The sequence below is a fragment of the Streptomyces cinnamoneus genome (assembly GCF_014650495.1).
Classification (GTDB): domain Bacteria; phylum Actinomycetota; class Actinomycetes; order Streptomycetales; family Streptomycetaceae; genus Streptomyces; species Streptomyces cinnamoneus.
Genome location: NZ_BMVB01000001.1, coordinates 339,949 through 362,736, shown reverse-complemented (window position 1 = coordinate 362,736; position 22,788 = coordinate 339,949). Strand labels below are relative to the sequence as shown.

27 protein-coding genes are annotated in these 22,788 nt (G+C 72.7%); 13 read left to right on the top strand and 14 right to left on the bottom strand.

What is annotated here, in order from left to right; all coding sequences use genetic code 11:
• Positions 1-277 precede the first annotated feature (277 nt).
• Positions 278-1,057 (top strand): 4'-phosphopantetheinyl transferase family protein, encoded by a 780-nt coding sequence (locus tag IE182_RS01630; RefSeq protein ID WP_229844496.1) that lies wholly within the window; start codon positions 278-280, stop codon positions 1,055-1,057.
• Between the two features lie 18 nt (positions 1,058-1,075).
• Here IE182_RS01630 and IE182_RS01625 read toward each other — a convergent pair whose 3' ends face one another.
• Together IE182_RS01625 and IE182_RS01620 are read right to left on the bottom strand one after the other, a co-directional pair.
• Positions 1,076-1,690 (bottom strand): DUF4352 domain-containing protein, encoded by a 615-nt coding sequence (locus IE182_RS01625; protein ID WP_190107767.1) that lies wholly within the window; start codon positions 1,688-1,690, stop codon positions 1,076-1,078.
• Between the two features lie 134 nt (positions 1,691-1,824).
• Positions 1,825-3,057, bottom strand: coding sequence for an acyl-CoA dehydrogenase family protein (locus tag IE182_RS01620; RefSeq protein ID WP_190107766.1), 1,233 nt, complete (start codon positions 3,055-3,057; stop codon positions 1,825-1,827).
• Positions 3,058-3,208: 151 nt separating this feature from the next.
• On the opposite strand from IE182_RS01620, the gene IE182_RS01615 reads away from it, so the two are divergent.
• The gene (locus IE182_RS01615) at positions 3,209-3,850 is read left to right on the top strand and encodes a TetR/AcrR family transcriptional regulator (RefSeq protein ID WP_190107765.1); all 642 of its coding nucleotides are present in this window, start codon (positions 3,209-3,211) and stop codon (positions 3,848-3,850) included.
• An 85-nt stretch (positions 3,851-3,935) separates the two neighbouring features.
• On the opposite strand, the gene def is transcribed toward IE182_RS01615, so the two are convergent.
• Positions 3,936-4,481 (bottom strand): peptide deformylase, encoded by a 546-nt coding sequence (gene def / locus IE182_RS01610; protein WP_190107764.1) that lies wholly within the window; start codon positions 4,479-4,481, stop codon positions 3,936-3,938.
• 165 nt (positions 4,482-4,646) lie between these two features.
• On the opposite strand from def, the gene IE182_RS01605 reads away from it, so the two are divergent.
• The 5 genes from IE182_RS01605 (at position 4,647) to IE182_RS01585 (ending at position 9,107) form a co-directional block, all read left to right on the top strand.
• The gene (locus IE182_RS01605; RefSeq protein ID WP_190107763.1) at positions 4,647-5,885 is read left to right on the top strand and encodes a MurT ligase domain-containing protein; all 1,239 of its coding nucleotides are present in this window, start codon (positions 4,647-4,649) and stop codon (positions 5,883-5,885) included.
• 30 nt (positions 5,886-5,915) lie between these two features.
• Entirely contained in the window at positions 5,916-6,644 is a 729-nt protein-coding gene (locus tag IE182_RS01600) for a type 1 glutamine amidotransferase (RefSeq protein WP_190107762.1), read from the top strand.
• 117 nt (positions 6,645-6,761) lie between these two features.
• Entirely contained in the window at positions 6,762-7,787 is a 1,026-nt protein-coding gene (locus IE182_RS01595; RefSeq protein WP_190107761.1) for a 6-phosphofructokinase, read from the top strand.
• Positions 7,788-7,889: 102 nt separating this feature from the next.
• On the top strand, positions 7,890-8,843 hold the full coding sequence (locus IE182_RS01590) for a cytochrome c oxidase assembly protein (protein WP_190107760.1): 954 nt from the start codon (positions 7,890-7,892) through the stop codon (positions 8,841-8,843).
• A gap of 105 nt (positions 8,844-8,948) precedes the next feature.
• Positions 8,949-9,107, top strand: coding sequence for a hypothetical protein (locus tag IE182_RS01585; protein ID WP_190107759.1), 159 nt, complete (start codon positions 8,949-8,951; stop codon positions 9,105-9,107).
• A 29-nt stretch (positions 9,108-9,136) separates the two neighbouring features.
• Here IE182_RS01585 and IE182_RS01580 read toward each other — a convergent pair whose 3' ends face one another.
• A complete protein-coding gene (locus IE182_RS01580) occupies positions 9,137-9,529 on the bottom strand; it encodes an SSI family serine proteinase inhibitor (protein ID WP_190107758.1) in 393 nt (130 codons plus the stop codon).
• A gap of 211 nt (positions 9,530-9,740) precedes the next feature.
• Between IE182_RS01580 and IE182_RS01575 the strand changes: the two genes are divergently transcribed.
• Positions 9,741-10,568, top strand: a complete 828-nt coding sequence (locus tag IE182_RS01575) for a TIGR02452 family protein (protein ID WP_190107757.1) — start codon at positions 9,741-9,743, stop codon at positions 10,566-10,568.
• Positions 10,569-10,654: 86 nt separating this feature from the next.
• Here the strand turns inward: IE182_RS01575 and IE182_RS01570 are convergent, their stop codons facing one another.
• From IE182_RS01570 to IE182_RS01535, 8 genes are all read right to left on the bottom strand, one after another.
• A complete protein-coding gene (locus IE182_RS01570) occupies positions 10,655-12,214 on the bottom strand; it encodes an alpha/beta hydrolase (protein ID WP_229844522.1) in 1,560 nt (519 codons plus the stop codon).
• Between the two features lie 201 nt (positions 12,215-12,415).
• Positions 12,416-13,213, bottom strand: a complete 798-nt coding sequence (locus IE182_RS01565) for an urease accessory protein UreD (protein WP_190107940.1) — start codon at positions 13,211-13,213, stop codon at positions 12,416-12,418.
• Positions 13,210-13,905, bottom strand: a complete 696-nt coding sequence (ureG, locus tag IE182_RS01560; RefSeq protein ID WP_190107755.1) for an urease accessory protein UreG — start codon at positions 13,903-13,905, stop codon at positions 13,210-13,212. Before ureG ends, IE182_RS01565 begins: the two co-directional genes overlap by 4 nt.
• 124 nt (positions 13,906-14,029) lie before the next feature.
• Positions 14,030-14,797, bottom strand: a complete 768-nt coding sequence (locus tag IE182_RS01555; protein WP_190107754.1) for an urease accessory protein UreF — start codon at positions 14,795-14,797, stop codon at positions 14,030-14,032.
• Positions 14,797-16,518 (bottom strand): urease subunit alpha, encoded by a 1,722-nt coding sequence (locus tag IE182_RS01550; protein ID WP_190107753.1) that lies wholly within the window; start codon positions 16,516-16,518, stop codon positions 14,797-14,799. Before IE182_RS01550 ends, IE182_RS01555 begins: the two co-directional genes overlap by 1 nt.
• Complete coding sequence (locus tag IE182_RS01545) at positions 16,511-16,822, bottom strand: urease subunit beta (protein WP_190107752.1); 312 nt, start codon at positions 16,820-16,822, stop codon at positions 16,511-16,513. Before IE182_RS01545 ends, IE182_RS01550 begins: the two co-directional genes overlap by 8 nt.
• 16 nt (positions 16,823-16,838) lie before the next feature.
• Complete coding sequence (locus IE182_RS01540; protein WP_190107751.1) at positions 16,839-17,141, bottom strand: urease subunit gamma; 303 nt, start codon at positions 17,139-17,141, stop codon at positions 16,839-16,841.
• A 130-nt stretch (positions 17,142-17,271) separates the two neighbouring features.
• On the bottom strand, positions 17,272-17,571 hold the full coding sequence (locus IE182_RS01535; RefSeq protein WP_190107750.1) for a type II toxin-antitoxin system Phd/YefM family antitoxin: 300 nt from the start codon (positions 17,569-17,571) through the stop codon (positions 17,272-17,274).
• Positions 17,572-17,664: 93 nt separating this feature from the next.
• Here IE182_RS01535 and IE182_RS01530 point away from each other — a divergent pair, with 93 nt between their 5' ends.
• The 3 genes from IE182_RS01530 (at position 17,665) to IE182_RS01520 (ending at position 19,594) form a co-directional block, all read left to right on the top strand.
• Positions 17,665-18,300 carry an ATP-dependent Clp protease proteolytic subunit gene (locus IE182_RS01530; RefSeq protein ID WP_190107749.1) on the top strand — a complete coding sequence of 212 codons (636 nt, stop codon included), beginning with the start codon at positions 17,665-17,667 and terminating at the stop codon, positions 18,298-18,300.
• 5 nt (positions 18,301-18,305) lie between these two features.
• Positions 18,306-18,614 (top strand): hypothetical protein, encoded by a 309-nt coding sequence (locus IE182_RS01525; protein ID WP_190107748.1) that lies wholly within the window; start codon positions 18,306-18,308, stop codon positions 18,612-18,614.
• Between the two features lie 494 nt (positions 18,615-19,108).
• Entirely contained in the window at positions 19,109-19,594 is a 486-nt protein-coding gene (locus IE182_RS01520) for a C40 family peptidase (RefSeq protein ID WP_190107747.1), read from the top strand.
• A 218-nt stretch (positions 19,595-19,812) separates the two neighbouring features.
• Here IE182_RS01520 and IE182_RS01515 read toward each other — a convergent pair whose 3' ends face one another.
• Positions 19,813-20,241 (bottom strand): ATP-binding protein, encoded by a 429-nt coding sequence (locus IE182_RS01515; protein WP_190107746.1) that lies wholly within the window; start codon positions 20,239-20,241, stop codon positions 19,813-19,815.
• Positions 20,242-20,434: 193 nt separating this feature from the next.
• On the opposite strand from IE182_RS01515, the gene IE182_RS01510 reads away from it, so the two are divergent.
• Positions 20,435-21,304, top strand: coding sequence for a helix-turn-helix domain-containing protein (locus IE182_RS01510; protein WP_190107745.1), 870 nt, complete (start codon positions 20,435-20,437; stop codon positions 21,302-21,304).
• A gap of 9 nt (positions 21,305-21,313) precedes the next feature.
• A complete protein-coding gene (locus tag IE182_RS01505; RefSeq protein ID WP_190107744.1) occupies positions 21,314-21,568 on the top strand; it encodes a DUF397 domain-containing protein in 255 nt (84 codons plus the stop codon).
• A gap of 3 nt (positions 21,569-21,571) precedes the next feature.
• Here the strand turns inward: IE182_RS01505 and IE182_RS01500 are convergent, their stop codons facing one another.
• The gene (locus IE182_RS01500) at positions 21,572-22,714 is read right to left on the bottom strand and encodes an 8-amino-7-oxononanoate synthase (protein WP_190107743.1); all 1,143 of its coding nucleotides are present in this window, start codon (positions 22,712-22,714) and stop codon (positions 21,572-21,574) included.
• Positions 22,715-22,788: the final 74 nt, after the last annotated feature.

The window sequence follows — 22,788 nt, the reverse complement described above, 5'->3', positions numbered from 1 at the left end:
GCACGATCAAGATCGGAAACGACGGTAACAGTATCCCTAATGGGGACCCATCACGATTGAGCCAGAATGGCGGACACCCGTGGCCAGGGGGGAACGCCGGGTAACCGCGCCCCCGGAAGGACCCACCCATCCGACTGTCTTTGTCAACGCAATTGCGATTCTTGACAGACAGAGCCCGAAAATGCACGCATCCCCGGGACTTGATATCTGATGGACATATGACTCATGTACGCTGCGGCGTTCTGCCCGTCCGCCACCGAACGACCCGGAGCGACCTGTGCAGCTACACCTCGGCCCCGCCGGCGGCCTCCGTCCGGACCACGGCTTCGACGCCCCCTGGCCACAGACCCTGCCCGCACCGGCCGCGGGCGCCCTGGACCTCTGGCTGCTGCACACACCCGAACCCTGGCTCCTGGCCGCCTCCCCCGACCGTTCCCCGCTCGACGAGCAGGAGCGCGGGCGGGCGGCCTCCTTCGTCCGCCCCCTCGACGCCGCCCGGTACGTCGCGGCCCACCTGATGCTGCGCCGGGTCCTCGGCGCCTACCTGGACCTGCCGCCCGGGGAGGTGACCTTCGTCCGCGAGGAGTGCCCCTGCTGCGGCGAGCCCCACGGCAGGCCCGCCGTGTCCGCCCCCGGCGCCCCGCACTTCTCCCTGTCGCACGGCGGCGACCTCGCCCTCGTCGGGGTCGCCGCCGCACCCGTCGGCGTGGACGTCGAGCAACTCCCCGCCGCGCACACCGTCTCCGACGTGTCCGGGGCGCTGCACCCCGCCGAACGCCGCGAGATCATGGCGGCGCCCGAGGAACGGCGGGCGGCGGTCTTCACCCGGCTGTGGGTGCGCAAGGAGTCCTACCTGAAGGGCCTGGGCACCGGGCTGGGCCGCTCCCCCGACCTGGACTACCTGGGCAACGGCGGCCCGGGCACCCCCGCGTGGCCCGCCGGCTGGACGATCGTCGACGTGCCGGTGGGCTCCGGCCACGCCGCGGCCGCGGTCCGCGGCGAGCTCCACAGCCGGTACGACGTCAGGCGGCTGAACCCCGAGGGGCTCGCCGCCTGAGGTCTCAGCGCCGGGACGTCACTTGGCGACGGTCCACTGGCCGGTCTCCTTGCCGAAACCGGAGTCCGGAGTGAACGTGACGGACTTCGACTTGGCCTTCTCGGGGACCGAGACCACGACGTAGCCGAGGACCTTCTCCCCCGCCTTGAGCTTGACCGTCGCCGGCATGCTGGGGCCGGCGGTGGTCGAGCCGATGGACTGGGTGAACGCCTGCCCCTGGTCGTCGACGACCTTCACGCCGTTGGCGGGGCTGTCGTCGTAGACGGTCTGGCCCTTGTTGACGATCTCGAACTGGGCGGCGACCCAGCGCTTGCCCGGCTTCGGCTGCATGTACTTGTTGTCGCTCGCGGCCGGGTCGGCGAAGTTCTTCAGGGTGACCGCGATCTGGGCACCGTTCTTGGCCTTGAGGGTGGCGGTGCCGCCGAGGGCCAGCGAGCCGCCCTGATCCTGGGCGGGCTTGTCCTGGGCGGGCTTGTCCTGGGCGGGGCCCGAGCCCTTCGGGTCCTGCGCAGCGGGGCTCTGGGCCGCCGACGCCGAGTCCTCGGGCTTGGCGTCCACGCCGTCGCTGTTGCAGGCGGTGGCGGTGGCCGCGAGCGCGATGACGACGGCCGCGGTGGAGAGCTGACGACGCATGATGGTGAATCCCCCGTGCTGGTTTGTTTTGACGTGAACATTCTTACGGCACGTCAGGGCCGGATTCCGCCCCGGAGGGCCCCGTGTGGATCTTCTGTGACAGTCGGGGGATCAAACCGTGGTGATCGACACGGTCAGCGGATGGGAAGGCCCGACACCGCCCTCGCGATGACCAGCCGCTGGATCTCGCTGGTGCCCTCGAAGATCGTGTAGATCGCCGCGTCGCGGTGCATGCGCTCCACGGGGTACTCGCGGGTGTAGCCGTTGCCGCCCAGGATCTGCATGGCCTGGGCCGTGACGGCCTTGGCCGTCTCGCCGGCGAAGAGCTTGGACATCGACCCCTCCGCCGAGGTGAAGGGCTTGCCCGCGCTCGCCATCCACGACGCGCGCCACACGAGCAGCCGGGCGGCGTCGATGCGGGTGCGCATGTCGGCGAGCTGGAAGGCGACGCCCTGGTTGTCGATGATCGGGCGCCCGAACTGCACACGGGTCCGGGCGTAGTCCAGCGCGACCTCGTACGCGGCGCGCGCGATGCCGACCGCCTGGGCGCCGACGGCCGGGCGGGACGCCTCGAAGGTGGCCATCGCCGCGTTGCCGGCCGCACCCCGCTCGGTGCCGCTGCGGGCGCGTTCGCGGGCACGGGCCAGGCGCTCGTCGAGCCGCTCCTTGCCGCCGAGCAGGCAGTGCCCGGGGACGCGGACGCCCTGGAGGACGACCTCGGCCGTGTGCGAGGCGCGGATGCCGTGCTTCTTGAACTTCTGCCCCTGCGAGAGGCCGGGAGTGCGGGGCGGAACGACGAAGGAGGCGTGCCCCCGCGCGCCGAGCTCCGGGGCGACGACGGCGACGACCACGTGGACGTCGGCGATCCCGCCGTTGGTGGCCCAGGTCTTGACGCCGTCCAGGACCCACTCGTCCCGGGCCCCGTCGTAGCGCGCCCGGGTGCGCATGGCCGAGACGTCGGACCCCGCGTCGGGCTCGGAGGAGCAGAAGGCGGCGATCTTCACGTCGTCGGCGTCGCCGTACATCTGCGGGACCCAGGTGCCGATCTGCTCGTCGGTGCCGTTGGTGAAGACGCTGATCGCGGCGAGCCCGGTGCCGGCGATGGCGAGGCCGAGGCCGGCGTCGCCCCAGAAGAGCTCCTCCAGCGTCACGGGCACCCCCAGCCCCGTGGGGTCGAAGAACTGCTGGGCGTAGAAGTCGAGGGAGTACAGCCCGATCCTGGCGGCCTCGCGGACGACGGGCCAGGGGAACTCCTCCCGCTCGTCCCACTCCGCGGCGGCGGGCCGCATGACGTCGGCGGCGAAGCCGTGCACCCAGTCCCGTACGGCCCTCTGGTCCTCGCCGAGCTCCGGCGTGAAGTCCCCCACGGCCCCTCCCCTGCACGCCTTACTTACGGTAACGTGAGTGTGTTACTCGCCGGTAGCAGGTGTCAACTCCCCCGCCCCTCGAATCCGCTCCGTGGAGCGGGTGTTACTTTGCGCAGGCGTTGTGAATCACTGGGCGGGGAGGCACGTCTTTATGGAGACCAGTCAGCGGGACGAACAGCAGCGGGCGGCGGAGCAGCGGCGCAGGGAGCTGCTGGAGGCCGCCGACCGCGTGGTGCTGCGGGACGGGCCGGGGGCGTCGATGAACGCCATCGCGGCGGAGGCGGGGATCACCAAGCCGATCCTCTACCGCCACTTCGGCGACAAGGGGGGCCTGTACCGGGCGCTGGCCGTGCGCCACACCGACGCCCTCCTGTCGGGCCTGCGGGCCGCGCTCGACGCCCCGGCCGGGCGGCGCGAGCGGGTCGAGGCGACGCTCGACAGCTACCTCGCGGCCATAGAGGCGCGGCCGCAGGTGTACCGCTTCCTGATGCACCCGGACGAGGGCAGGCCCGGCGACCCGGGCTTCGACGTGGGCCGGCACTCCGCGCCGCTGCTGCGCCGGATGGGCGAGGAGCTGGCGCTGGTCATAACCGAGCGGGTGGACCTGGGGCCGGACGGCGACGAGCTGGCCCGCGCCTGGGGCCACGGGATCGTCGGCATGATGCACGCGGCCGGCGACTGGTGGCTGCGCGAGCGCCCGTGCCCGCGCGGCCGGCTGGTGCGGCACCTGGCGGACCTGCTGTGGGGCCGGCTGGCGGTGTCGGGCGAGCGCGCGGACGGCCCGGGGTTCTGAGCCCGGGGTTCTGAGCCCAGGCTCTGACCCCGGGTTCCGAGCCCGGGTTCCGAGCGGGCCCTCCGGGAGCGGGGCGGGGCGGGGCCTACCCCGTTTCCGCCCACGGGGCGCGGCGCGCGGCCCGCAGGGCGCGCCGGCGCCGCAGCCCCGTCAGGTGGTCGACGTACAGTCCGCCGTCGAGGTGGTCGCACTCGTGCTGCAGGCAGCGGGCGAAGAAGCCCGTGCCCCGCACCTGCACGGCCGCGCCGTCCACGGTGAAGCCCTCGACCACGGCCTCGTCGAAGCGCGGAGTCCCGGCTTCGACGCCGGGCAGGGACAGGCAGCCCTCGGGGCCGCGGACGGTGACGCCCTCGGCGGCGACGAGCCGCGGATTGACCAGGTGCCCCAGGTGCCGGCGGTCCTCGTCGTCGGGGCAGTCGTAGACGAAGACCCGGAGCGGGACGCCTATCTGGTTCGCGGCCAGGCCCACGCCGCCCGCCGCGTACATGGTGGCGAACATGTCCTCGACGAGGGCCGCGAGGTCCGCGTCGAAGGCCGTGACCTCCTCGCAGGGTGCCACGAGCCCCGGGTCTCCGAGCAGCCTCATGGGCCGCACTCGTCCTGAACTGCCGGGAATCGTGCCTCTTCGCATGGCCACAGGGTACGTTCCATGGACGGCGGGTTCGGGCCCGCGCCCGGATCTCGATAGGCTGATCCCCGACCGAAGCCTCCTGGCTGACGATTCGGCGCGGAGGGGGCGTTCCACACCGGCGGACCAGGGACAGGCGCGGCGCCGGAACAAGGAGGATCTAGGACGATGGCAGGCAACTCGGGGCCCCTGTCGCCGCGGGCCAAGCTGGCCGTGACGGCGGGCAAGGCGGCTGCGGCGGTGTCGCGGGCCGCGGGCCGTGGCAGCGGGTCGGTGATCGGCGGCAAGGTCGCGCTCAAGCTCGACCCCGACCTGCTGGCCCGGCTGGCAACCCACCTGGACGTGGTCCTGGTGTCGGCCACCAACGGCAAGACGACCACGACCCGGCTGATCGCCGAGGCGCTGCGGGCCAGCGGCCCGGTGGTGTCCAACGCGCTGGGCGCCAACATGCCCGCGGGCATCACCTCCGCTCTGGCCGGCGGCTCGGACGCGCGCTACGGCGTGATCGAGGTGGACGAGAAGTACCTGGCGGGCGTCGCCCGCGACGTCTCGCCGAAGGCCATAGCGCTGCTGAACCTCTCGCGCGACCAGCTCGACCGGGCCGCGGAAACGCGCATGCTCGCCGAGAAGTGGCGCGAGGGTCTGGCCGGCACCAAGGCCGTGATCATCGCGAACGCGGACGACCCGCTGATCGTGTGGGCCGCTTCCTCGTCGCAGAACGTGGTGTGGGTCGCGGCCGGCCAGGAGTGGAAGGACGACGCCTGGTCGTGCCCCTCCTGCGGCGGTGTGATGCAGCGCCCGGGCGACGACTGGTTCTGCGGCGAGTGCGGCTTCAGGCGGCCCACCCCGAGCTGGGCGCTGTCGGGGGACTACGTCCTCGACCCGCACGGCTCGGCGTGGCCGATCCACCTGCAGCTGCCGGGCCGGGCCAACAAGGCCAACGCCACCACCTCGGCCGCCGTGGCCGCGACCTTCGGGGTGCCCCCGCAGGTGGCGCTGGAGCGGATGTACCAGGTGCAGGCGGTCGCGGGCCGCTTCGACGTGGTGTCGTTCCTCGGCCGTGAGGTGCGGCTGCTGCTGGCGAAGAACCCGGCCGGCTGGCTGGAGACGTTCTCGCTGATCGACGGGCCGCCGGCGCCGGTGATCCTGGGCGTGAACGCCCGCGGCGCGGACGGCACGGACACCTCGTGGCTGTGGGACGTGGACTACCCCCGCCTCGCCGGGCACCCGATCTTCGTCATCGGTGACCGCAAGCTGGACCTCGCGGTGCGCCTGGAGGTCGCGGGCCTGGAGTTCCGGGTCTGCGAGACGGTGGACGAGGCCGTGCAGGCGGCGCCCCCCGGCCGGATCGAGCTGATCGCGAACTACACCGCGTTCCAGGACGTCCGCCGCCGCGTCGGCAACTGACCCACGGACAGCACTCAAAGGATTGTGAGCATGAGCCAGAACAGTCTGCGTGTGGTGTGGGTCTACCCCGACCTGCTCAGCACCTATGGTGACCAGGGCAACGTCCTGGTCCTGGAGCGGCGCGCCCACCAGCGCCGCCTGGACGTCCAGCGCGTCGACGTCCGCTCCGACCAGCAGATCCCCACGTCCGGGGACATCTACCTGATCGGCGGCGGCGAGGACCGTCCGCAGCGTCTCGCGGCCGAGCGGCTGCGCCGGGACGGCGGCCTGAACCGGGCCGTCGCCAACGGCGCGATCGTCTTCTCGGTCTGCGCCGGCTACCAGATCCTGGGCCACGAGTTCATCAACGACCTGGGCCAGCGCGAGCAGGGCCTGGGGCTGCTGGACGTCGTCAGCACCCGGGGCGAGGGCGAGCGCTGCGTCGGCGACGTGCTCGCCGACATCGACCCGCAGCTGGGCCTGCCGCCGCTGACGGGCTTCGAGAACCACCAGGGCGTCACCCACCTGGGCCCCACGGCCCGCCCGTTCGCCCGGGTCCGCTTCGGCAAGGGCAACGGCACGGGCGACGGCACCGAGGGCGCGTTCAACGAGACCGTCTTCGGTACGTACATGCACGGTCCGGTCATGGCCCGCAACCCGCACATCGCGGACCTGCTGATCAAGCTGGCGCTCGACGTCAACGCCCTGCCGCCGGTCGACGACCGCTGGTACGAGGCGCTGCGCGCCGAGCGGATCGCCGCGGCGACACAGCCCGCATAGCGGACGGTCACGATCCCCGCCGCCCGGCCCGGTTAGGGTGGCGGGGATTCCACCGGACGACGGGGTCCGGTCCGGTCTCCGGCCCGTTGCGGCCCTGATCAAAAAGGTCCCCCTGTCATGCGCATCGGTGTTCTCACCTCCGGCGGCGACTGCCCCGGTCTCAACGCCGTCATCCGTTCCGTCGTGCACCGCGCCGTGGTCGACCACGGCGACGAGGTCATCGGCTTCCACGACGGCTGGCGCGGCCTGCTGGAAGCGGACTACCGCACGCTGGACCTGGAGGCCGTGGGCGGCATCCTGGCCACCGGCGGCACCATCCTCGGCTCCTCGCGCGTCCAGCCCGCCCAGCTGCGCAACGGCGTGGAGCGGGCCAAGGAGCACGTGGCCGACCTCGGCCTGGACGCGGTGATACCGATCGGCGGCGAGGGCACGCTCAAGGCGGCCCGGCTGCTGTCGGACGCCGGCCTGCCGGTCGTGGGCGTTCCCAAGACCATCGACAACGACATCGCGGCCACCGACGTGACCTTCGGGTTCGACACCGCGGTGGGGGTGGCGACGGACGCCCTGGACCGGCTGAAGACGACCGCCGAGTCGCACCAGCGGGTGCTCATCGTCGAGGTGATGGGCCGCCACACGGGCTGGATCGCCCTGCACTCGGGCATGGCGGCCGGCGCCCACGCGATCGTGGTGCCGGAACGTCCCTTCGACATCGACGAGCTGACCGCGGTGGTCGGCAAGCGCTTCCGGGCGGGCAAGCGGTTCGCGATCGTGGTGGTCGCCGAGGGCGCCAAGCCGCGCCCGGGGTCCATGGAGTTCGCGGTGGGCGCCACGGACGTGTACGGGCACGAGCGGTTCTCCGGCGTGGCCACCCAGCTGGCGGGCGAGCTGGAGCGGCGCCTGGGCAAGGAGGCGCGGCCCGTCATCCTCGGCCACGTGCAGCGCGGCGGCACCCCGACGGCCTACGACCGGGTCCTGGCGACGCGCTTCGGCTGGCACGCGGTGGAGGCGGTGCACCGGGGCGCCTTCGGGATGATGACGGCTCTGCACGGCACGGACATCGTGCTGCAGCCGCTGGCGGCCGCCGTCGAGCAGCTCAAGACCGTGCCGCAGGAGCGCTACGACGAGGTGGAGTGCGTGCTGTGAGCTGACCCGCCCCCGCTCGCACCGGGCGCCCCCGGCCGGAGTCCCGGCCGGGGGCGGCTCTACTCTGGTCCCGGCGCATTGGTGCGAAATGGGAGAGAGCGGATGGATCACAGCGGGCACGGCATGATGCATATGGACATGCCGCCGTTCACGCTGGGGCGGGGTCTGCAGTTCAGTGGCGAACCGTTCTTCATGATCGGCTGTCTGCTGGGTCTGGGCCTCTACGGCTGGGCCGTGGTGCGGCTGCGGCGGCGCGGGGACGCCTGGCCCTGGGGCCGTGCGGTGGCGTTCGTCCTCGGCGTGCTGAGCGTCTGGCTGGTGATGTGCACCAAGCTCAACGACTACGGCATGGTCATGTTCAGCGTGCACATGGTGCAGCACATGGTCATCAGCATGCTCTCCCCCATCCTGATCCTGCTGGGCGCGCCCGTGACGCTCACGCTGCGGGCCCTGCCGGCGGCCGGGCGCGGCCGCAAGGGCCCGCGCGAGTGGCTGGTCTCCCTGCTGCACAGCCGCTACATGCGCGTCATCACGCACCCGGTGTTCACGATCCCGCTGTTCATCGCGAGCCTGTACGCCCTGTACTTCACCCCGCTCTTCGACTTCCTCATGGAGAGCAAGACGGGTCACATCGCGATGATGGTGCACTTCCTCGCGGTGGGCCTGGTGTTCTTCTGGCCGATCATGGGCGTGGATCCGGGCCCGCACCGCCCCGGGTACGTGATGCGGATGCTGGAGCTGTTCGCCGGCATGCCCTTCCACGCCTTCTTCGGCATCGCGCTGATGATGGCCTCGGAGCCGATGATCGGCACGTACATGCACCCGCCGGCCTCGCTGGGCATCGACCCGCTGGAGGACCAGCAGGCGGGCGGCGGCATCGCCTGGGCCTTCAGCGAGATCCCGTCCGTCGTGGTGCTGCTGGCGCTGGTCTACCAGTGGTACCGCTCGGAGCAGCGCCAGGCCAGGCGCAGCGACCGGGCGGCGGACCGGAACGGCGACAAGGAGCTGGCCGCCTACAACGCCTACCTGGCCTCGTTGAACACGCGGGGGCAGTGACGGGCCCGGCAGCGGTATGGCGGTACGGACCGCGGTGGGGAGACGATGGTCTCCTGGCCGCGGTCCGCGCGTTTTCGCACCCGGGCCGCCGTGAGGAGGTGCGGGATGCCCGGATCGGCGAAGGCGATGGCGGCGATGACCGTCGGCGGGCTGGTCCTGGTGACCGCCTACACCGTGACGATCGGCAGCAACGGCTGGCTGTGGTTCACGTGGGTGGTGCTGGGGCTGGCGACCATCGGATCACTGGCGGCGCGCGGCGCCTGAGAGGCACGGGCCCGGTCACGGCGCCGGTTTCAGAAGCGGAACACGGGCCCGGTGGCGGCCTCCAGGGCACAGGAGTGGGGGAAGGTCTTCCGCCAGGCGACCGCGGCCCCGTTCCATTGGCCGGTGGCGGTCGCGGTGACCGGGTCCTCCTCCTGGGTGCACACGCGCGCGGGGTCGGGGGGCAGCGCGTCGGGCCGGCCGTTCGCCAGGCGCAGGCTCTCGCATGCCTCGGACGCGTGCGGGTGGTGTCCGCCCGGGCCGGGGCAGACCAGCTGGACGCCGCGGATCCAGGTGCTCTGGGCGCCGGAGACGGTGAGGAGGAAGCGCCCCTCGCCCTTGCCGTCGGCCTGCGCCGGGGCCGGGGGGAGGGCGAGGAGGGCGGTGGCGGTCGCCGCTGCGGCCGCGGTGGTGCGTACGGACATGGTGGTGGCCTCCTGGGGCGCGGGGTTGCCCGCGCCAGGGCACCGCGCGCGGGCGCGCGCGGCAAGGGGCCGCACCGTGCGCTCACCCGTGCGGGGGTCCCCGGCCACCCGGTCGGCCGCGCGGGGTGACCTGCGGAAAAACCGTCGCGGGCGCGGGCCGGCGGGCCGTACGCTCGGCGCTTGTGACACAGCTTCTGACGAGGGACGACGCATGAGCGCGCGACTGCGCGAGGTCGCGCGGATGACGGAGGTGATCGTCGCCTCCGGTGGCTACACGACGCCCGGCGGCCGGGCGGTGGACTTCGCCGGTGCGGTGCGAAGGGCGCGGCGGGACACCGTGCTCCACGGGCCCGGGCCGGTGGCCGTGCCGGACGCGCGGGCCGGGGCGGCGACGGTGTTCGAGGTGACGGGCGAGGGCAGCCTGGACGCGTCGCGCCGCCTGGCGGCGGACGGCCCGGTGGCCGTCCTCAACTTCGCCTCCGCACGCAACCCCGGGGGCGGCTACCTCAACGGCGCGCAGGCGCAGGAGGAGGCGCTCTGCCGCGGTTCGGCGCTCTACGCGTGCCTGCGCGAGGCCCCGGAGTTCTACGCGGCCCACCGCGCCGACACGAGCCCGTTCTACAGCCACCGGGTCATCCACTCCCCCGGCGTCCCGGTCTTCCGCGACGACCGCGGCACACTGCTGGAATCCCCCTACACCGTGGGCTTCCTGACGTCGCCCGCCCCCAACGCGGGAGTGATCGCCCAGCGCGCGCCGCAGGAGACGGACCGCGTCCCGGCGGTGCTGGCCCAGCGGGCGGGCCGGGTCCTGGAGGTCGCCGCCGCGCACGGCTACCGCAGGCTGGTGCTCGGCGCCTGGGGATGCGGGGTCTTCCGCAACGACCCGCGGGAGGTCGCCACGGCGTTCGCCGCCCACCTCACCGGTGCGGGCCGCTTCGCGCACCGCTTCGAGCACGTCGTCTTCGCGGTCCTGGACCGCCGCGCCGACTCCCCCACGCGAGCGGCCTTCACCGCCGTGTTCGCCCCGGCCGGGCGCTGACCCGGGGGACGACGCCGCGCCCCGGCCCATGACGGGCCGGGGCGCGGTGTGTTCCGGGGCTCGGCCCCGGCGGGTGCGCGTGTGCCTTACTTCGTCGCGGCCTTCGGCGGCTCGGGGGTGGCGTGCGGGGTGCACGTCACGTCCTTGCCGTCGGTCTTGCCGGTGAGGAGGTACGCGTCGACGCGGTCGTTGATGCACGGGTTCTTCAGGCTCGTGACACCGTGCGAGCCGGCGCCCGCCTCCGTGATCAGCTGCGAGCCGCGGAAGCGCTTGTGCAGCTCGACCGCGCCCGCGTAGGGGGTGGCGGCGTCACGGTCGGACTGCACGATGAGGGTCTTGGGCAGCCCCTTGTGCGTGGCGACCTCGACCGGGTTCTGCTGCGGGGCCTTCCAGGTCGCGCAGGGCAGGTTCATCCAGGCGTTGGCCCAGGTCATGAAGGGGGCCTGGCGGTGGATGCGGGTGTTGTCGCGGTCCCACTTCTTCCAGCTGGTGGGCCACTTGGCGTCGGCGCACTCGACCGCGGTGTAGACGGCGTTGCTGTTCTCCGAGGCGATGTTGCCGGCCTTGTCGGTCAGGTCCGGGCCCGCGGCCTGGACGAGGGCCTTCTCGTCACCGGCGCGGTACTTCTTCCAGGTGTCGGCGACCGAGATCCAGGAGGAGTCGTAGTAGGCGGCGCTCTGGAAGAAGCTGATCAGCTCGGCCGGGCCGACGACCCCGCCGATGGGCTGCTTCTTCGCGGCGGCGCGCAGCTTCTCCCACTCCTGCTGGACCTTGTCGCGGGTGTCGCCGATGTGGAAGACCGAGTCGTACTTGGCGACCCAGCTCTCCCAGTCCTTGAAGCGGCCCTCGAAGGCGATGTCCTGTTCGAGGTTGGCCTTGTACCAGATGTTGTCCCGGGCCGGGTTGACGACGCTGTCGACGATCATGCGACGGACGTGGTCCGGGAAGAGCGTGCCGTAGACGGCGCCGAGGTAGGTGCCGTAGGAGACGCCGAGGTAGTTGAGCTTCTTCTCGCCGAGGGCGGCGCGGACGACGTCGAGGTCACGGGCGGTGTTCGGCGTCGTGAGGTGGGGCAGGAGCTTGCCGCTGCGCTCGGCGCAGCCGTCGGCGTACTCCTTGGCCAGCTTGCGCTGGGCGCGCTTGTCGGCCTCGCTGTCGGGCACCGGGTCGGCCTTGGGGGCCTTGACGAACTCCTGGGGGTCGACGCAGGAGATCGGCGCGGAGCGGCCCACGCCGCGCGGGTCGAAGCCGACGAAGTCGTAAGCCTGAGCGATCTTGGTGTAGATCGGGCTCTTCGTGGTGATCTTGCGCGGGAACTTCAGGCCGGAGCCGCCGGGGCCACCGGGGTTGTAGACGAGCGAGCCCTGGTGCTCCTCGGCGGTGCCGGTGGAACGGGCGCGGTCCACGGCGATCTGGATGGTGGGCCCGTTGGGCTTGGCGTAGTCGACGGGGACGGTCACGAACCCGCACTGGATGGGCTTCTCCAGGCCCCAGTCGGCAGGGCAGTCCTGCCAGTTGATGCCGGCCTTGGCCGCCCGCTCGGCGGCGATCTTCACGCCCTTGGCCTCGGCGGCGCCGCCCGGCACCGCCTCCGCGGCGCCGGCGGCCGGGGCGGTCAGGAACCCGGCGACCAGCGCGCTTGCCACCACGGTGGCAGCGGATATCGCGTTTGATCTCACGTGTGAATCCCCCTGCTGAGTGCCGCCCGAGGCGGCGATGATCACGCGGTCTGCAAGGGGGAATCCTTTCGTCTCCCCTGCCACAAAGGACAGGGTGGGCGGGCGTTCTTTACTAATCCGTAAACGTGACGAAACACGGAAGGGCACGAGAGGCACCCTTCGCCCCAACTATCCGCGAGACTTCCGAGTTGCGGCATTCAGTTGGGATAGTGCCGAATCCAGCAGCCTGCGCAGGGCCAGTGCGTCCGGTGCCACCGCGCTCACCACGGCCGCGGGGCCGGCGAGCGGGGCGAGGGCGGCCGTCGTCCCCAGCGGGCGGGCCGCCACCGGATGCCGGTCGAAGGCCGGGTCGACGACGAGGAGTTGACCGACGGTGCGATGACCGCCGAGCACGGCCCCGCCGTCCCAGCCGGGCGCCCCGGGCCCGTAGCACAGCTCCTGGTCGAAGAGCGGGCGCCCGGCCAGCCGCACGGTCAGCCGTGCGGCCAGCCGCCCCGGTGGCTCGGCCGCCCGGCCCAGGACCTGCTCCTCGCGGAGCACCAGGCGGGCGCCGGCGGCGAGGTCGACCCGTGTCGTCGTCCGCAGGTCACTGCCGCGGGCGGAGATCAGCGGCTCGGGGAGCCAGCACAGCTGCGCCCCCTCCCCCACGCCGATCAGGGTGTCGTACGCGGCGGGCGCACCCGTACGGCCCGGCAGGGCGATCGTGGCGGCCGTGGTCGTGAAGCGCAGCGCGGCGCCCGCCCGCACCTCGGCGGTGAGGGCGAGCAGATCGCCGCCGAGCGGCGCGCTCATGGCGCCGACGAGCGCGACCCGGGCCTCGCAACCGTCCGGGCGCAGCCGCCGCAGGGCGAAGGGGCCCGAACCGTCCAGCACGGGCAGCGCCGTGCCACCCCTGCCGTCGGGCGCGGCGACGATCCGTGCGGCGGCGCGCAGCCCGGGAGTGGCCGCAGGAGCCGGGACGGTCATGGCGTGCGGGCGGTCCACGCCGCCACCTGCTCGCGCACCCAGTCGCGTACGGGTGCGACCCCGCCCTCCGCGGCCAGCGAGGTGAAGGCCACCGGGAGCTCGCCGCGCTGGGACTTGGCGTCGCGGGCCATGCCCTCCAGGTCGGCTCCGACGTAGGGCGCCAGGTCGGTCTTGTTGACGACGAGCAGGTCGGCGGTGGTCAGCCCGGGGCCGCCCTTGCGGGGGATGTCGTCGCCGCCGGCGACGTCGATGACGAAGATCTGTGCGTCGACCAGGCCCTTGGAGAAGGTGGCGGTGAGGTTGTCCCCGCCGGACTCGACGAGGACGAGGTCGAGCGGGCCCACCGCGTCCTCCAGGTCCTCGACGGCTTCGAGGTTGGCGGAGATGTCGTCGCGGATGGCCGTGTGCGGGCAGGCACCCGTCTCCACGGCGGCGATGCGCTCGGGCGGCAGCACGGCGTTGCGCAGCAGGAACTCGGCGTCCTCACGGGTGTAGATGTCGTTGGTGACGACGGCGATGGACAACTCGTCGCGCAGTGCCCGGCACAGGGCGGCGACCGTGGCCGTCTTGCCGGAGCCGACGGGCCCGCCGAGGCCGATCCGCAGGGCACGGCGTCGCCCGTCGGGGCGGGTGGGGTCGGCAGGGCCGTAGGTGTGGCGGTGGGGGAACGCGTCGGGGTGGTCGAGGTGCATGGTCCCTCCGGGGGTCGGTGTGGGTTCTTCCCGGACGGCTGAGAATTCAGCCCCTCCGGCGTTTGAGGAGCGGGGTCCGGGGCGGAGCCCCGGGAAACGGCGAAAGGGCGGGACCGGGGCTCCGCTACGTGGCGAACAGACGCACCGGCCACGCCGCGTGCTGCTCCGCCGTGATGTCCAGCAGCGGCGCCGAGGGAGCGGGCAGGGCCTCCGGGCCCTCGCGCACGGCCCGTTGCGCGGCCTCCGCGGCAGCGGCCGCCACAGCGTCGAGCTCCGGCGCAAGCCGCGCCAACACCCCCGTCGCCTCGAACGGATCGAGGCTCAGCAGCCGCACCACGGCCGTCGCCGGCCCGCTCACCGCCTCGTACGCGGCGGCGTACGCGGCATCGAGCGGTCCGAGGCCGGCGGCGCGCGCGGCGAGGCCGAGCACGACGGGCTGGTGGGCGCCGCGCGGCCGGTCGGCGGCGAGGGCGTCGAGCGCGGGTGCGGGCCACGTCGCGCGGGCGGCCCGCATCATCTGCCGCCCGAGCCGCCGGGCCGCCGTGCGCAGGGCCGGCGAAGGAGTGCGGGCGTCGGCGGCCTCGTCGAGGGCGAGCGGATCGATTCCGGCGGCGGCAGCGGCGGCGAGCCCGGCCGCCGCCAGTCCGGCCGTGTGCAGCCGCCCGCGGCAGAACGACTCCAGTGATGCCCCGTCCGTGATCCGCCCGGCCTTGACGGCCGCCTCCGCCCCGCCGGAGTGCGCGTGACCGCCGGCCGGGAAGCGGCCGTCGGCGAGGACGAGCAGCGCGGCGAGGGCTCCCCTGCCCCCGGCCCGGGGAACGGGCGCGGGCGCGGGCGCGGGCAGGGGACGGGCCGGATCCTCCGGCGCGGCGATGACGTCGGTGATGGTCATCAGAAGAGGAAGTACCTCTGGGCCATGGGCAGTTCCGCCGCGGGCTGCGGCTCCACCGCGTCGCCGTCGATGGTGACCGTGAAGGTGTCCGGGTCGACCTCCACCCGTGGCCGGGCGTCGTTGTTGCGCATGTCCGCCTTGGTGACGCGGCGCGTGCTGCGGATCGGGACGAAGCGCTTCCCCAGGCCGAGGCGCTCGGGCAGGCCGTCGTCCATGGCCCACTGGGTGACGAAGTTGAGGGAGGTCGCGGCGGGGGCGCGGCCGAAGGCGCCGAACATGGGGCGGGGCAGGACGGGCTGCGGGGTGGGGATGGAGGCGTTGGCGTCGCCCATCTGCGCGTAGGCGATCTGTCCGCCCTTGAGGACGAGCAGCGGCCGCACGCCGAAGAAGGCCGGCTCCCACAGCACCAGGTCGGCGAGCTTGCCGGTCTCGACGGAGCCGATCTCGTGGTCCAGGCCCTGCGCCACGGCCGGGTTGACGGTGTACTTGGCGACGTAGCGCCGGGCCCGCGCGTTGTCGGCGGGACCGTCGCCGGGCAGGGGGCCGCGGCGCTTCTTCATCACGTGCGCGGTCTGCCAGGTGCGCAGGACGACCTCGCCGATGCGCCCCATGGCCTGGGAGTCGGAGGAGATGATGGAGATGGCGCCGAGGTCGTGCAGGACGTCCTCGGCGGCGATGGTGCCCGGCCGGATACGGGACTCGGCGAAGGCGAGGTCCTCGGGGACGGCCGGGTTGAGGTGGTGACAGACCATCAGCATGTCGAGGTGCTCGTCGACGGTGTTGACGGTGTGCGGCCGGGTGGGGTTGGTGGAGCTGGGCAGGACGTTGGCCTCGGAGACCACCGTGATGATGTCCGGTGCGTGCCCGCCGCCCGCACCTTCGGTGTGGTACGCGTGGAGGGTGCGGCCGGCGACGGCGGCGAGGGTGTCGCCGACGAAGCCCGCCTCGTTGAGCGTGTCGGTGTGGAGGGCGAGCTGGGCGCCGCTCTCCTCGCAGACGTTCAGGCAGGCGTCGATGGCCGCGGGGGTGGCCCCCCAGTCCTCGTGGATCTTGAATCCGACGGCACCGGCGCGCAGCTGGGCGCGCAGGGAGTCGTGGGAGACGGTGTTCCCCTTGCCGAGGAGGCCGATGTTGAGGGGATGCCCCTCCAGGGCCTCGAACATCCGGGCGAGGTGCCAGGAGCCGGGGGTGATGGTGGTGGCCTTGCTGCCCTCGGCGGGTCCGGTGCCGCCGCCCACGAGCGTGGTGATGCCGGAGGCGAGGGCCTCGTCGGCGAGCTGGGGGCAGATGAAGTGGACGTGGGCGTCGACGGCACCGGCCGTGAGGATCCGGCCGTTGCCGGCGATGATCTCGGTCTCGGGGCCGATGACGAGGTCGGGGTGGACGCCGTCCATGGTGTCGGGGTTGCCGGCCTTGCCGACGCCGGTGATGCGGCCGTCGCGGATGCCGATGTCGGCCTTGACGATCCCCCAGTGGTCGAGGACGACGGCGCCGGTGATGACGGTGTCGGGGGCGCCCTCGGCACGGGTGACGCGGGACTGGCCCATGGACTCGCGGATGACCTTGCCGCCGCCGAAGACCGCCTCGTCCCCGGCGCGGCCGGGACCGCCGCAGCGGTCCTCCTCGATCTCGACGACGAGGTCGGTGTCGGCCAGCCGGATGCGGTCACCGGTGGTCGGCCCGTAGAGGTCGGCGTAGGCGGCGCGGGTGAGTTCAGGCATCGAGCGGTCCCCCGCACGCGCCGCGCAGGCCCTCGACGATGCGCTTGCCCGCGAGGGGGACGAGCTCGACCTCGACGGGGATGCCCGGCTCGAAGCGCACGGCGGTGCCGGCGGCGATGTCCAGGCGCCTGCCGCGCGCGGCGGCGCGGTCGAACTCCAGGCCGGGATTGGCCTCGGCGAAGTGGTAGTGCGAGCCGACCTGCACGGGCCGGTCGGCGGCGTTGAGCACGACGAGCCGGGTGCGGTGCAGGCCCTCGTTGAGCCGTACGGGCTCGGTGGCGTGCAGTACCTGTCCGGGAATCATGGGCGTCGCTCCCCCGTCACGCAATGGGCTCGTGGACGGTGACGAGCTTCGTCCCGTCCGGGAACGTGGCCTCGACCTGCACGTCGTGGATCATCTCGGGCACGCCCTCCATGACCTCGTCGCGGGTGAGCACCTTGCGCCCGGAGGACATCAGCTCGGCCACGGTGCGGCCGTCCCGGGCGCCTTCGAGGATGTGCACGGTGATCAGGGCCACCGCTTCGGGGTGGTTGAGGCGCAGCCCGCGGGCCCGGCGCCGCTCGGCGACGCCGGCGGCCACATGGATGAGCAGCTTTTCCTGCTCGTGCGGGGACAGTTGCATGCGTCCTACCTCAACACAGTGTTGACCTGGGGTTCTTCTCCCCGTGGCCGCTGAAGGCAGATTAGGGCGCAAGCTTTTCCAACGCGTTAACTGCGCTGACCCGCTCTTTGCGCAGTCATGGCCGGAGCTCTCAGGGGCGCTCCGCGGCGCCGGGGTCGCGGTGCTCGGCGGCGATGCCGAAGCGGCGGCGTTCGCCCGGAGCGGACGCGCCCAGGGAGCCGAACGAGGCGACCGTGCTGATCACCTGCTCCTCGCCGGCCGCCGCGTCGGCACCGGCCTCTTCGAGCCGCTGCAGGTCAGCGGCGGAGACCAGGGCGACGAGCGGCTTCCCGTGGCGGGTGACGACCACCCGCTCACCGCCGTAGACGACGCGGTTGATCAGCTCCGCCAGCTCGGCTCGGGCTTGCGTCACAGGAATTTCGTAGGCCATGGCCCCATTCTAACGAGGTGTACGTCCTGTACATTTTTTACAGATGGTGATCACGTCGACGATCACCCGCGACGACCGACGAGAGGCGCAGCCATGGACCGATCCGCAGCCCGCCACGTCCTGCCGGAGTTCACCGAACGCACCGGCACCGGCGTCCACACCACGGACCCGTACGCCAAGCTCTTCTCCGAGCGCATCCTCTTCCTGGGGACGCCGCTGGACGACACGGCGGCGAGCGACGTGACGGCGCAGTTGATGTACCTGGAGCACGCGGCGCCGGACCAGGACATCTCCCTCTACCTCAACTCCCCCGGCGGCTCCTTCTCCGCCCTGTGCGCCGTCCACGACGCGATGCGCTACGTCTGCTGCGACATCGAGACCGTCTGCCTGGGCCGGGCCGACTCGGCCGCGGCCGTGCTGCTGGCGGCCGGGACGCCGGGCAAGCGGATGATGCTGCCGCACGCCCGGGTGCTCATCCGCCAGCCCTCCCTCGACGGGCCGGTGCAGGGGCAGCCCTCGGACCTGGCCCTGCAGGCGGAGGAGTTGCTGCGCACCCGGGAGACCCTGACGGGGATGCTGAGCCGGTGCACCGGGCAGAGCGCGGAACGGATCCGGCGGGACACCGAGCGGGACATGGTCCTGGACGCCCGCGCCGCGGTGGCCTACGGGCTCGCCGACGGCATCGTCACGAGCCGGGCGGCGCAGGATGCCGCCCCCGGGGCGCGGTGAGCGGCGTGTGGCCACCGGAGCTTCCGCCGCTGCCCGCCCTGACCCGCGCCGAGGGCGAGTTGGTGGACCGCTATCTGGAAGTACTGGATCTTCTCGGCCGGATCAACCCGGCCCGCACGCATGACACGTACGCCGCGCTACGAGCCGCGCAGGCGCTCGCGCTCGCGGCCACCGGGCTGCGCGACGCGCTGACGGTCATGCACGGACGCGGCGAACGCGAGATATACGCGGGGACGCTGGCACGAGCGATGCGGGTCCTGGACGGGGAACGGCGGGCCGGCCGGGTGATGTTGCCCTCGGAGCCGCCGAACTGAGGAGCGGAAACATTCGCCCCTCGATCTCCTTCAGACGGCGGAGGCGATCGTAGACGTGCCGCAGTGATCACTTCGGGCGACGCGCGCATGCGCCGCTCGGAGAGATCGCTCCGCCGCAGGTGGCGGAGTCACCAGGGGAAAGTCGCCACCGTCATATCGCCCCGCGTCCAGCCGAATTGCTCAAGGGTGACGAGGCTCACATATGGCGGGATCCGCTCGGCGCGGGCGGCGCGGCTGCGCCAAGATCCGTGCCGACGACAAGACCCCGCCACCGCGGCGGGGCGGTCCGGGCGGACGCCGAACCCTGCCGCCGCCGGGGCGACTGGTCGACATAAGTGCACCGGCAGGGATGGAGGACCCGAGCACGGCGGGACGGTGGGAGAGCAGCAACTCCCTGGCGTCCCTTGGGGTGAAGCCGCTCCGGCGGCCGGGCATTCTTCGCCTGCCCGAACCCGACAGGTCATCCTTCACAGGCGGCTGACGAAGGGTTTGGCATGGGCGCGCACAAACGTCCCTCAATGTCCAGGGCAGGGGCCATGCCCCTCTCCGTGAAATCCGCCCTGACTCTCGCGGCCGTCGGCGCCACGGTGCTGGCGCCGGGCACCACGAACGACGCGGAAGCCGCAACCATCTCCACCACGGCCCTGCAGATCGCGGCCTCCAAGGCCGGCTCCCCCTATCAGTGGGGGGCGACGGGACCGTACCGCTTCGACTGCTCGGGTCTGACCCAGTACTCCTTCAAGCGGGCCGGCAAGCAACTGCCGCGGACCGCACAGGACCAGTACAACCGCACCCCGCACATCCCCGGCTTCTCGCGCACCCGGGGCGACCTCGTCTTCTTCCACGGCCGGGGCGGTGTCTACCACGTGGGGATATACGCCGGGAACAACAAGATCTGGCACGCCCCCAAGACCGGTTCGGTCGTGCGACTCGAACGCATCTGGACGCAGAGCGTCTCCTACGGCCGCGTGAACGGCTGACCGCCGCACGGCCGGTGACCGGCGGCGCACACCCCGCGCGCCCGCCCCGGCCACGACGCGTCCCGCACGCAGAGCGTCCCTTCCGTGGCAGCGGACCCGACTGCCGCCCTCCGGTGCCCCACCGGCACCCGCGGTAACGACGAACCCACCGGTTCAGGAGCGCGCTCCACGAGAGCGCCGGGCCGGGCGGCCTCCGCCCGGCCCCTCCGTGCTGCCGCTCAGCCGGCCGGCAGCGTCCACGGCAGGCGGATCCACACCGTCTTGCCGCCGTCGGCAGTCGGGACGACCGAGAGCCTGCCGCCACGCTCGACGGTCAGGCAGCGGATGATGACCAGCCCGCGCCCGTGGTCCTGCTGGACGGCGGCGGGCAGCCGCCGGGGGTGGCAGGGATGGCTGTCCGTGACGCCGATGCGCAGGTGTTCGTCGCGGTCGAGGCGGACGTCCACGGTGAACGTCGGCGACTGGCCCCGGGTGTGCTGCACGGCGTTGGTGACCAGCTCGGAGACGATCAGCCGGACGGCGTCGGCGGCCTCCGAACCGGCGGCCAGTCCCCATTCCCCGAGCACGTCCATGACGTAGCGGCGGGCACCGGGCACCGAGGCGGAGACACTCGGCAGGGTGATGGTTGCTTCCTGGTGGTCTGCCATGGTGCTGTCCCTTTCCACCGCTGCTCTTCGCGTCAGACTGCCACTCTTCGCGGACGCGATGGGTGCGATCCACCGGAATATGGATATATCTGTCGCTCGAAGCGGTGAACTCTTCCCTGAGAGGCCGGATATGGACGGCACACTGGTCTATTGACTCTGACGTGTGGTGTGGAGCGGCGGGGAGGGAGAACGGATGCGGTACGGACCCGCGGTGCGCCGCCGCAAACTCGGCGCGGAGCTGCGCCGGCAGCGCGAACTGACCGGGATGACCAGCAGGGAGGCCGCCTGCGCCGTCGGCTGGCACCAGTCGAAGGTGAGCCGGATCGAGACGGGTATCAGCGGGGTCAAGCCCTCCGACGTGGCCCGGCTGCTGGACGTGTACAGCGTGTCGGACCCGGAGCTGAGGGCCCTGCTGGGAGCGCTGTGCGGGGCGGGGTCGAAGGAGGCGGAAGGGCCCAGGCGCGGCTGGTGGTACGCCTACCGCGATCTGCTGCCTTCGGCGTATCTCGACTTCATCAGCCTGGAGTCGGAGGCGTCCCACGCGCGGACGCTGGAGACCACGGTGGTGCCGGGCCTGTTGCAGACGCAGGAGTACGCCCGGGCCGTCACCCGGGCCGCGTTGGCCGACCCGCCGCCGGAGCAGGTCGAGGAGCTCGTGCGGGTGCGGATGGCCCGGCAGTCGGTGCTGGGCGGGGAACGGCCGCTGCAGCTCTGCGCGGTGCTCGACGAGGCGGTGCTGCGGCACGAGGTCGGCGGGCCGGAGGTGATAGCGGGACAGCTGCGGCATCTGCTGGACATGGGGTCGCTGCCGCATGTGCGGCTGCACGTGCTGCCGTTCACCAGCGGAAACCACATCGGGATCACCGGCCCTTTCGTTATCTTCTCTTTTCCGCGCATCGCCGATCTGGACGTGGTTGTTCTCGACCATTTGACGAGTAGCCTCTACCTGGAGCAGAAAGAGGACCTCCGGGCGTACGGCTCGGCATTCACCACCCTCCGGGCACACGCCCTCTCGCACGAAAAGTCATTGGAATACATCGCCGGGATCAGCGACGGCGCGTAGGGAGGCAACATGTCCGCAATGCCTCAGTACGTTCCCTCTCCAGCGGGTCACCTCGGCCCGTGCGACGCGGTCTGGCACCGCAGCAGTTACAGCACCGGGATGAACAACTGCGTCGAGACGGCGAGCCTCGCACCAGGGCTGCTCGCCGTGCGCGACTCCAAGCGCACGAGCGGACCGGTACTGCGGTTCGCACCCACCGCCTGGTCCGTGTTCGTCAGCGAACTGGGCGGCAAAAGCCCCGGGAACACCACCGGGCGAAGGTGAGCGTCAGGCGGTCGGCGCGGTCCTCACGATCGTGTCGGCCGCCTCCGCGACCTGCCGGTCCGAGAGGTCCGCGCGCGCGGTGAGCCGCAGCCGCGAGACGCCGTCCGGCACGGACGGCGGCCGGAAGCAGCCGACGGCCAGACCCGCCCGCCGGCAGTCGGCCGCCCAGCGCACCGCCGCCTCCGGCGAGGGGGCCCGGACGGAGACCACGGCCGCCTCGGGACGCACCGCCGTCAGCCCGGCCGCCGTCAGTCGCCGGTGGAGCCCGGCGGCCACGGCCCGTACCCGCGGGGCGCGCCCGGGTTCGCGGCGCAGCACCGCAAGGCTCGCCAGTGCGGCGCCGGCCGCCGCCGGGGCGAGGCCGGTGTCGAAGATGAACGTGCGGGCGGTGCTGATCAGGTGGTTGATGACCCGGGCCGGGCCGAGCACGGCACCGCCCTGGCTGCCGAGGGACTTGGAGAGCGTGACCGTGGCCACCACGTTCCGGTCGCCGGCCAGGCCCGCCGCGTGCACCGCGCCCCGGCCGCCGTCACCGAGGACGCCGAGACCGTGGGCGTCGTCCACGAGCAGGGCCGCACCGGCGTCCCGGCACGCGGCGGCGAGGGCCGGCAGCGGGGCGGCGTCGCCGTCGACGGAGAAGACGGAGTCGGTGACGGCGATCGCCCGGCCCGGGTGCGCGGCCAGGTTCTTGCGCACCGCCTCCGCGTCGGCGTGCGGGACGACGGTCCGCTCGGCACGCGAGAGGCGGCAGCCGTCGATGAGGGAGGCGTGGTTGAGCTCGTCGCAGACCAGCAGGGTGCCGGGGCCGGACAGCGCGGTGACGGCGGCGAGGTTCGCGGCGTAGCCGGAGGAGAGGACGAGGGCCGCCTCGAAGCCGCAGAACGCGGCCAGCTCCGCCTCCAGCTCGGCGTGCAGTGCGGTGCTGCCGGTGACCAGCCGGGAGCCGGTCGCTCCCGCGCCCCAGCGCCGGGCCGCCTCCGCGGCGGCCCCGGTGACCTCGGGGTGGCGGGTCAGGCCCAGGTAGTCGTTGCCGGCCAGATCGATGAGGCCGGAGTCGGCCGGACGGGGGCGCAGGGTCCGCAGGAGCCCCGCGGCCCGCAGCCGCTCCTGCTGCGCGTCGATCCAGTCGAACGGGTCCTGGGGCATCGGCCGTCCCTCTTCATTTGGCGGGTTTGCATAAAACCTAGCCGTCGCGGCGTCCGGGCACGGTGTGGCAATAC

Excerpts from the sequence above, each read along its gene's own strand:
- IE182_RS01625 (WP_190107767.1), bottom strand. The coding sequence starts at position 1,690 with ATGCGTCGTCAGCTCTCCACCGCGGCCGTCGTCATCGCGCTCGCGGCC.
- IE182_RS01615 (WP_190107765.1), top strand. The coding sequence starts at position 3,209 with ATGGAGACCAGTCAGCGGGACGAACAGCAGCGGGCGGCGGAGCAGCGG.
- def (WP_190107764.1), bottom strand. The coding sequence starts at position 4,481 with ATGCGAAGAGGCACGATTCCCGGCAGTTCAGGACGAGTGCGGCCCATG.
- IE182_RS01605 (WP_190107763.1), top strand. The coding sequence starts at position 4,647 with ATGGCAGGCAACTCGGGGCCCCTGTCGCCGCGGGCCAAGCTGGCCGTG.
- IE182_RS01600 (WP_190107762.1), top strand. The coding sequence starts at position 5,916 with ATGAGCCAGAACAGTCTGCGTGTGGTGTGGGTCTACCCCGACCTGCTC.
- IE182_RS01595 (WP_190107761.1), top strand. The coding sequence starts at position 6,762 with ATGCGCATCGGTGTTCTCACCTCCGGCGGCGACTGCCCCGGTCTCAAC.
- IE182_RS01590 (WP_190107760.1), top strand. The coding sequence starts at position 7,890 with ATGGATCACAGCGGGCACGGCATGATGCATATGGACATGCCGCCGTTC.
- IE182_RS01585 (WP_190107759.1), top strand. The coding sequence starts at position 8,949 with ATGCCCGGATCGGCGAAGGCGATGGCGGCGATGACCGTCGGCGGGCTG.
- IE182_RS01580 (WP_190107758.1), bottom strand. The coding sequence starts at position 9,529 with ATGTCCGTACGCACCACCGCGGCCGCAGCGGCGACCGCCACCGCCCTC.
- IE182_RS01575 (WP_190107757.1), top strand. The coding sequence starts at position 9,741 with ATGAGCGCGCGACTGCGCGAGGTCGCGCGGATGACGGAGGTGATCGTC.
- IE182_RS01565 (WP_190107940.1), bottom strand. The coding sequence starts at position 13,213 with ATGACCGTCCCGGCTCCTGCGGCCACTCCCGGGCTGCGCGCCGCCGCA.
- ureG (WP_190107755.1), bottom strand. The coding sequence starts at position 13,905 with ATGCACCTCGACCACCCCGACGCGTTCCCCCACCGCCACACCTACGGC.
- IE182_RS01555 (WP_190107754.1), bottom strand. The coding sequence starts at position 14,797 with ATGACCATCACCGACGTCATCGCCGCGCCGGAGGATCCGGCCCGTCCC.
- IE182_RS01550 (WP_190107753.1), bottom strand. The coding sequence starts at position 16,518 with ATGCCTGAACTCACCCGCGCCGCCTACGCCGACCTCTACGGGCCGACC.
- IE182_RS01545 (WP_190107752.1), bottom strand. The coding sequence starts at position 16,822 with ATGATTCCCGGACAGGTACTGCACGCCACCGAGCCCGTACGGCTCAAC.
- IE182_RS01540 (WP_190107751.1), bottom strand. The coding sequence starts at position 17,141 with ATGCAACTGTCCCCGCACGAGCAGGAAAAGCTGCTCATCCATGTGGCC.
- IE182_RS01535 (WP_190107750.1), bottom strand. The coding sequence starts at position 17,571 with ATGGCCTACGAAATTCCTGTGACGCAAGCCCGAGCCGAGCTGGCGGAG.
- IE182_RS01530 (WP_190107749.1), top strand. The coding sequence starts at position 17,665 with ATGGACCGATCCGCAGCCCGCCACGTCCTGCCGGAGTTCACCGAACGC.
- IE182_RS01520 (WP_190107747.1), top strand. The coding sequence starts at position 19,109 with ATGGGCGCGCACAAACGTCCCTCAATGTCCAGGGCAGGGGCCATGCCC.
- IE182_RS01515 (WP_190107746.1), bottom strand. The coding sequence starts at position 20,241 with ATGGCAGACCACCAGGAAGCAACCATCACCCTGCCGAGTGTCTCCGCC.
- IE182_RS01510 (WP_190107745.1), top strand. The coding sequence starts at position 20,435 with ATGCGGTACGGACCCGCGGTGCGCCGCCGCAAACTCGGCGCGGAGCTG.
- IE182_RS01505 (WP_190107744.1), top strand. The coding sequence starts at position 21,314 with ATGTCCGCAATGCCTCAGTACGTTCCCTCTCCAGCGGGTCACCTCGGC.
- IE182_RS01500 (WP_190107743.1), bottom strand. The coding sequence starts at position 22,714 with ATGCCCCAGGACCCGTTCGACTGGATCGACGCGCAGCAGGAGCGGCTG.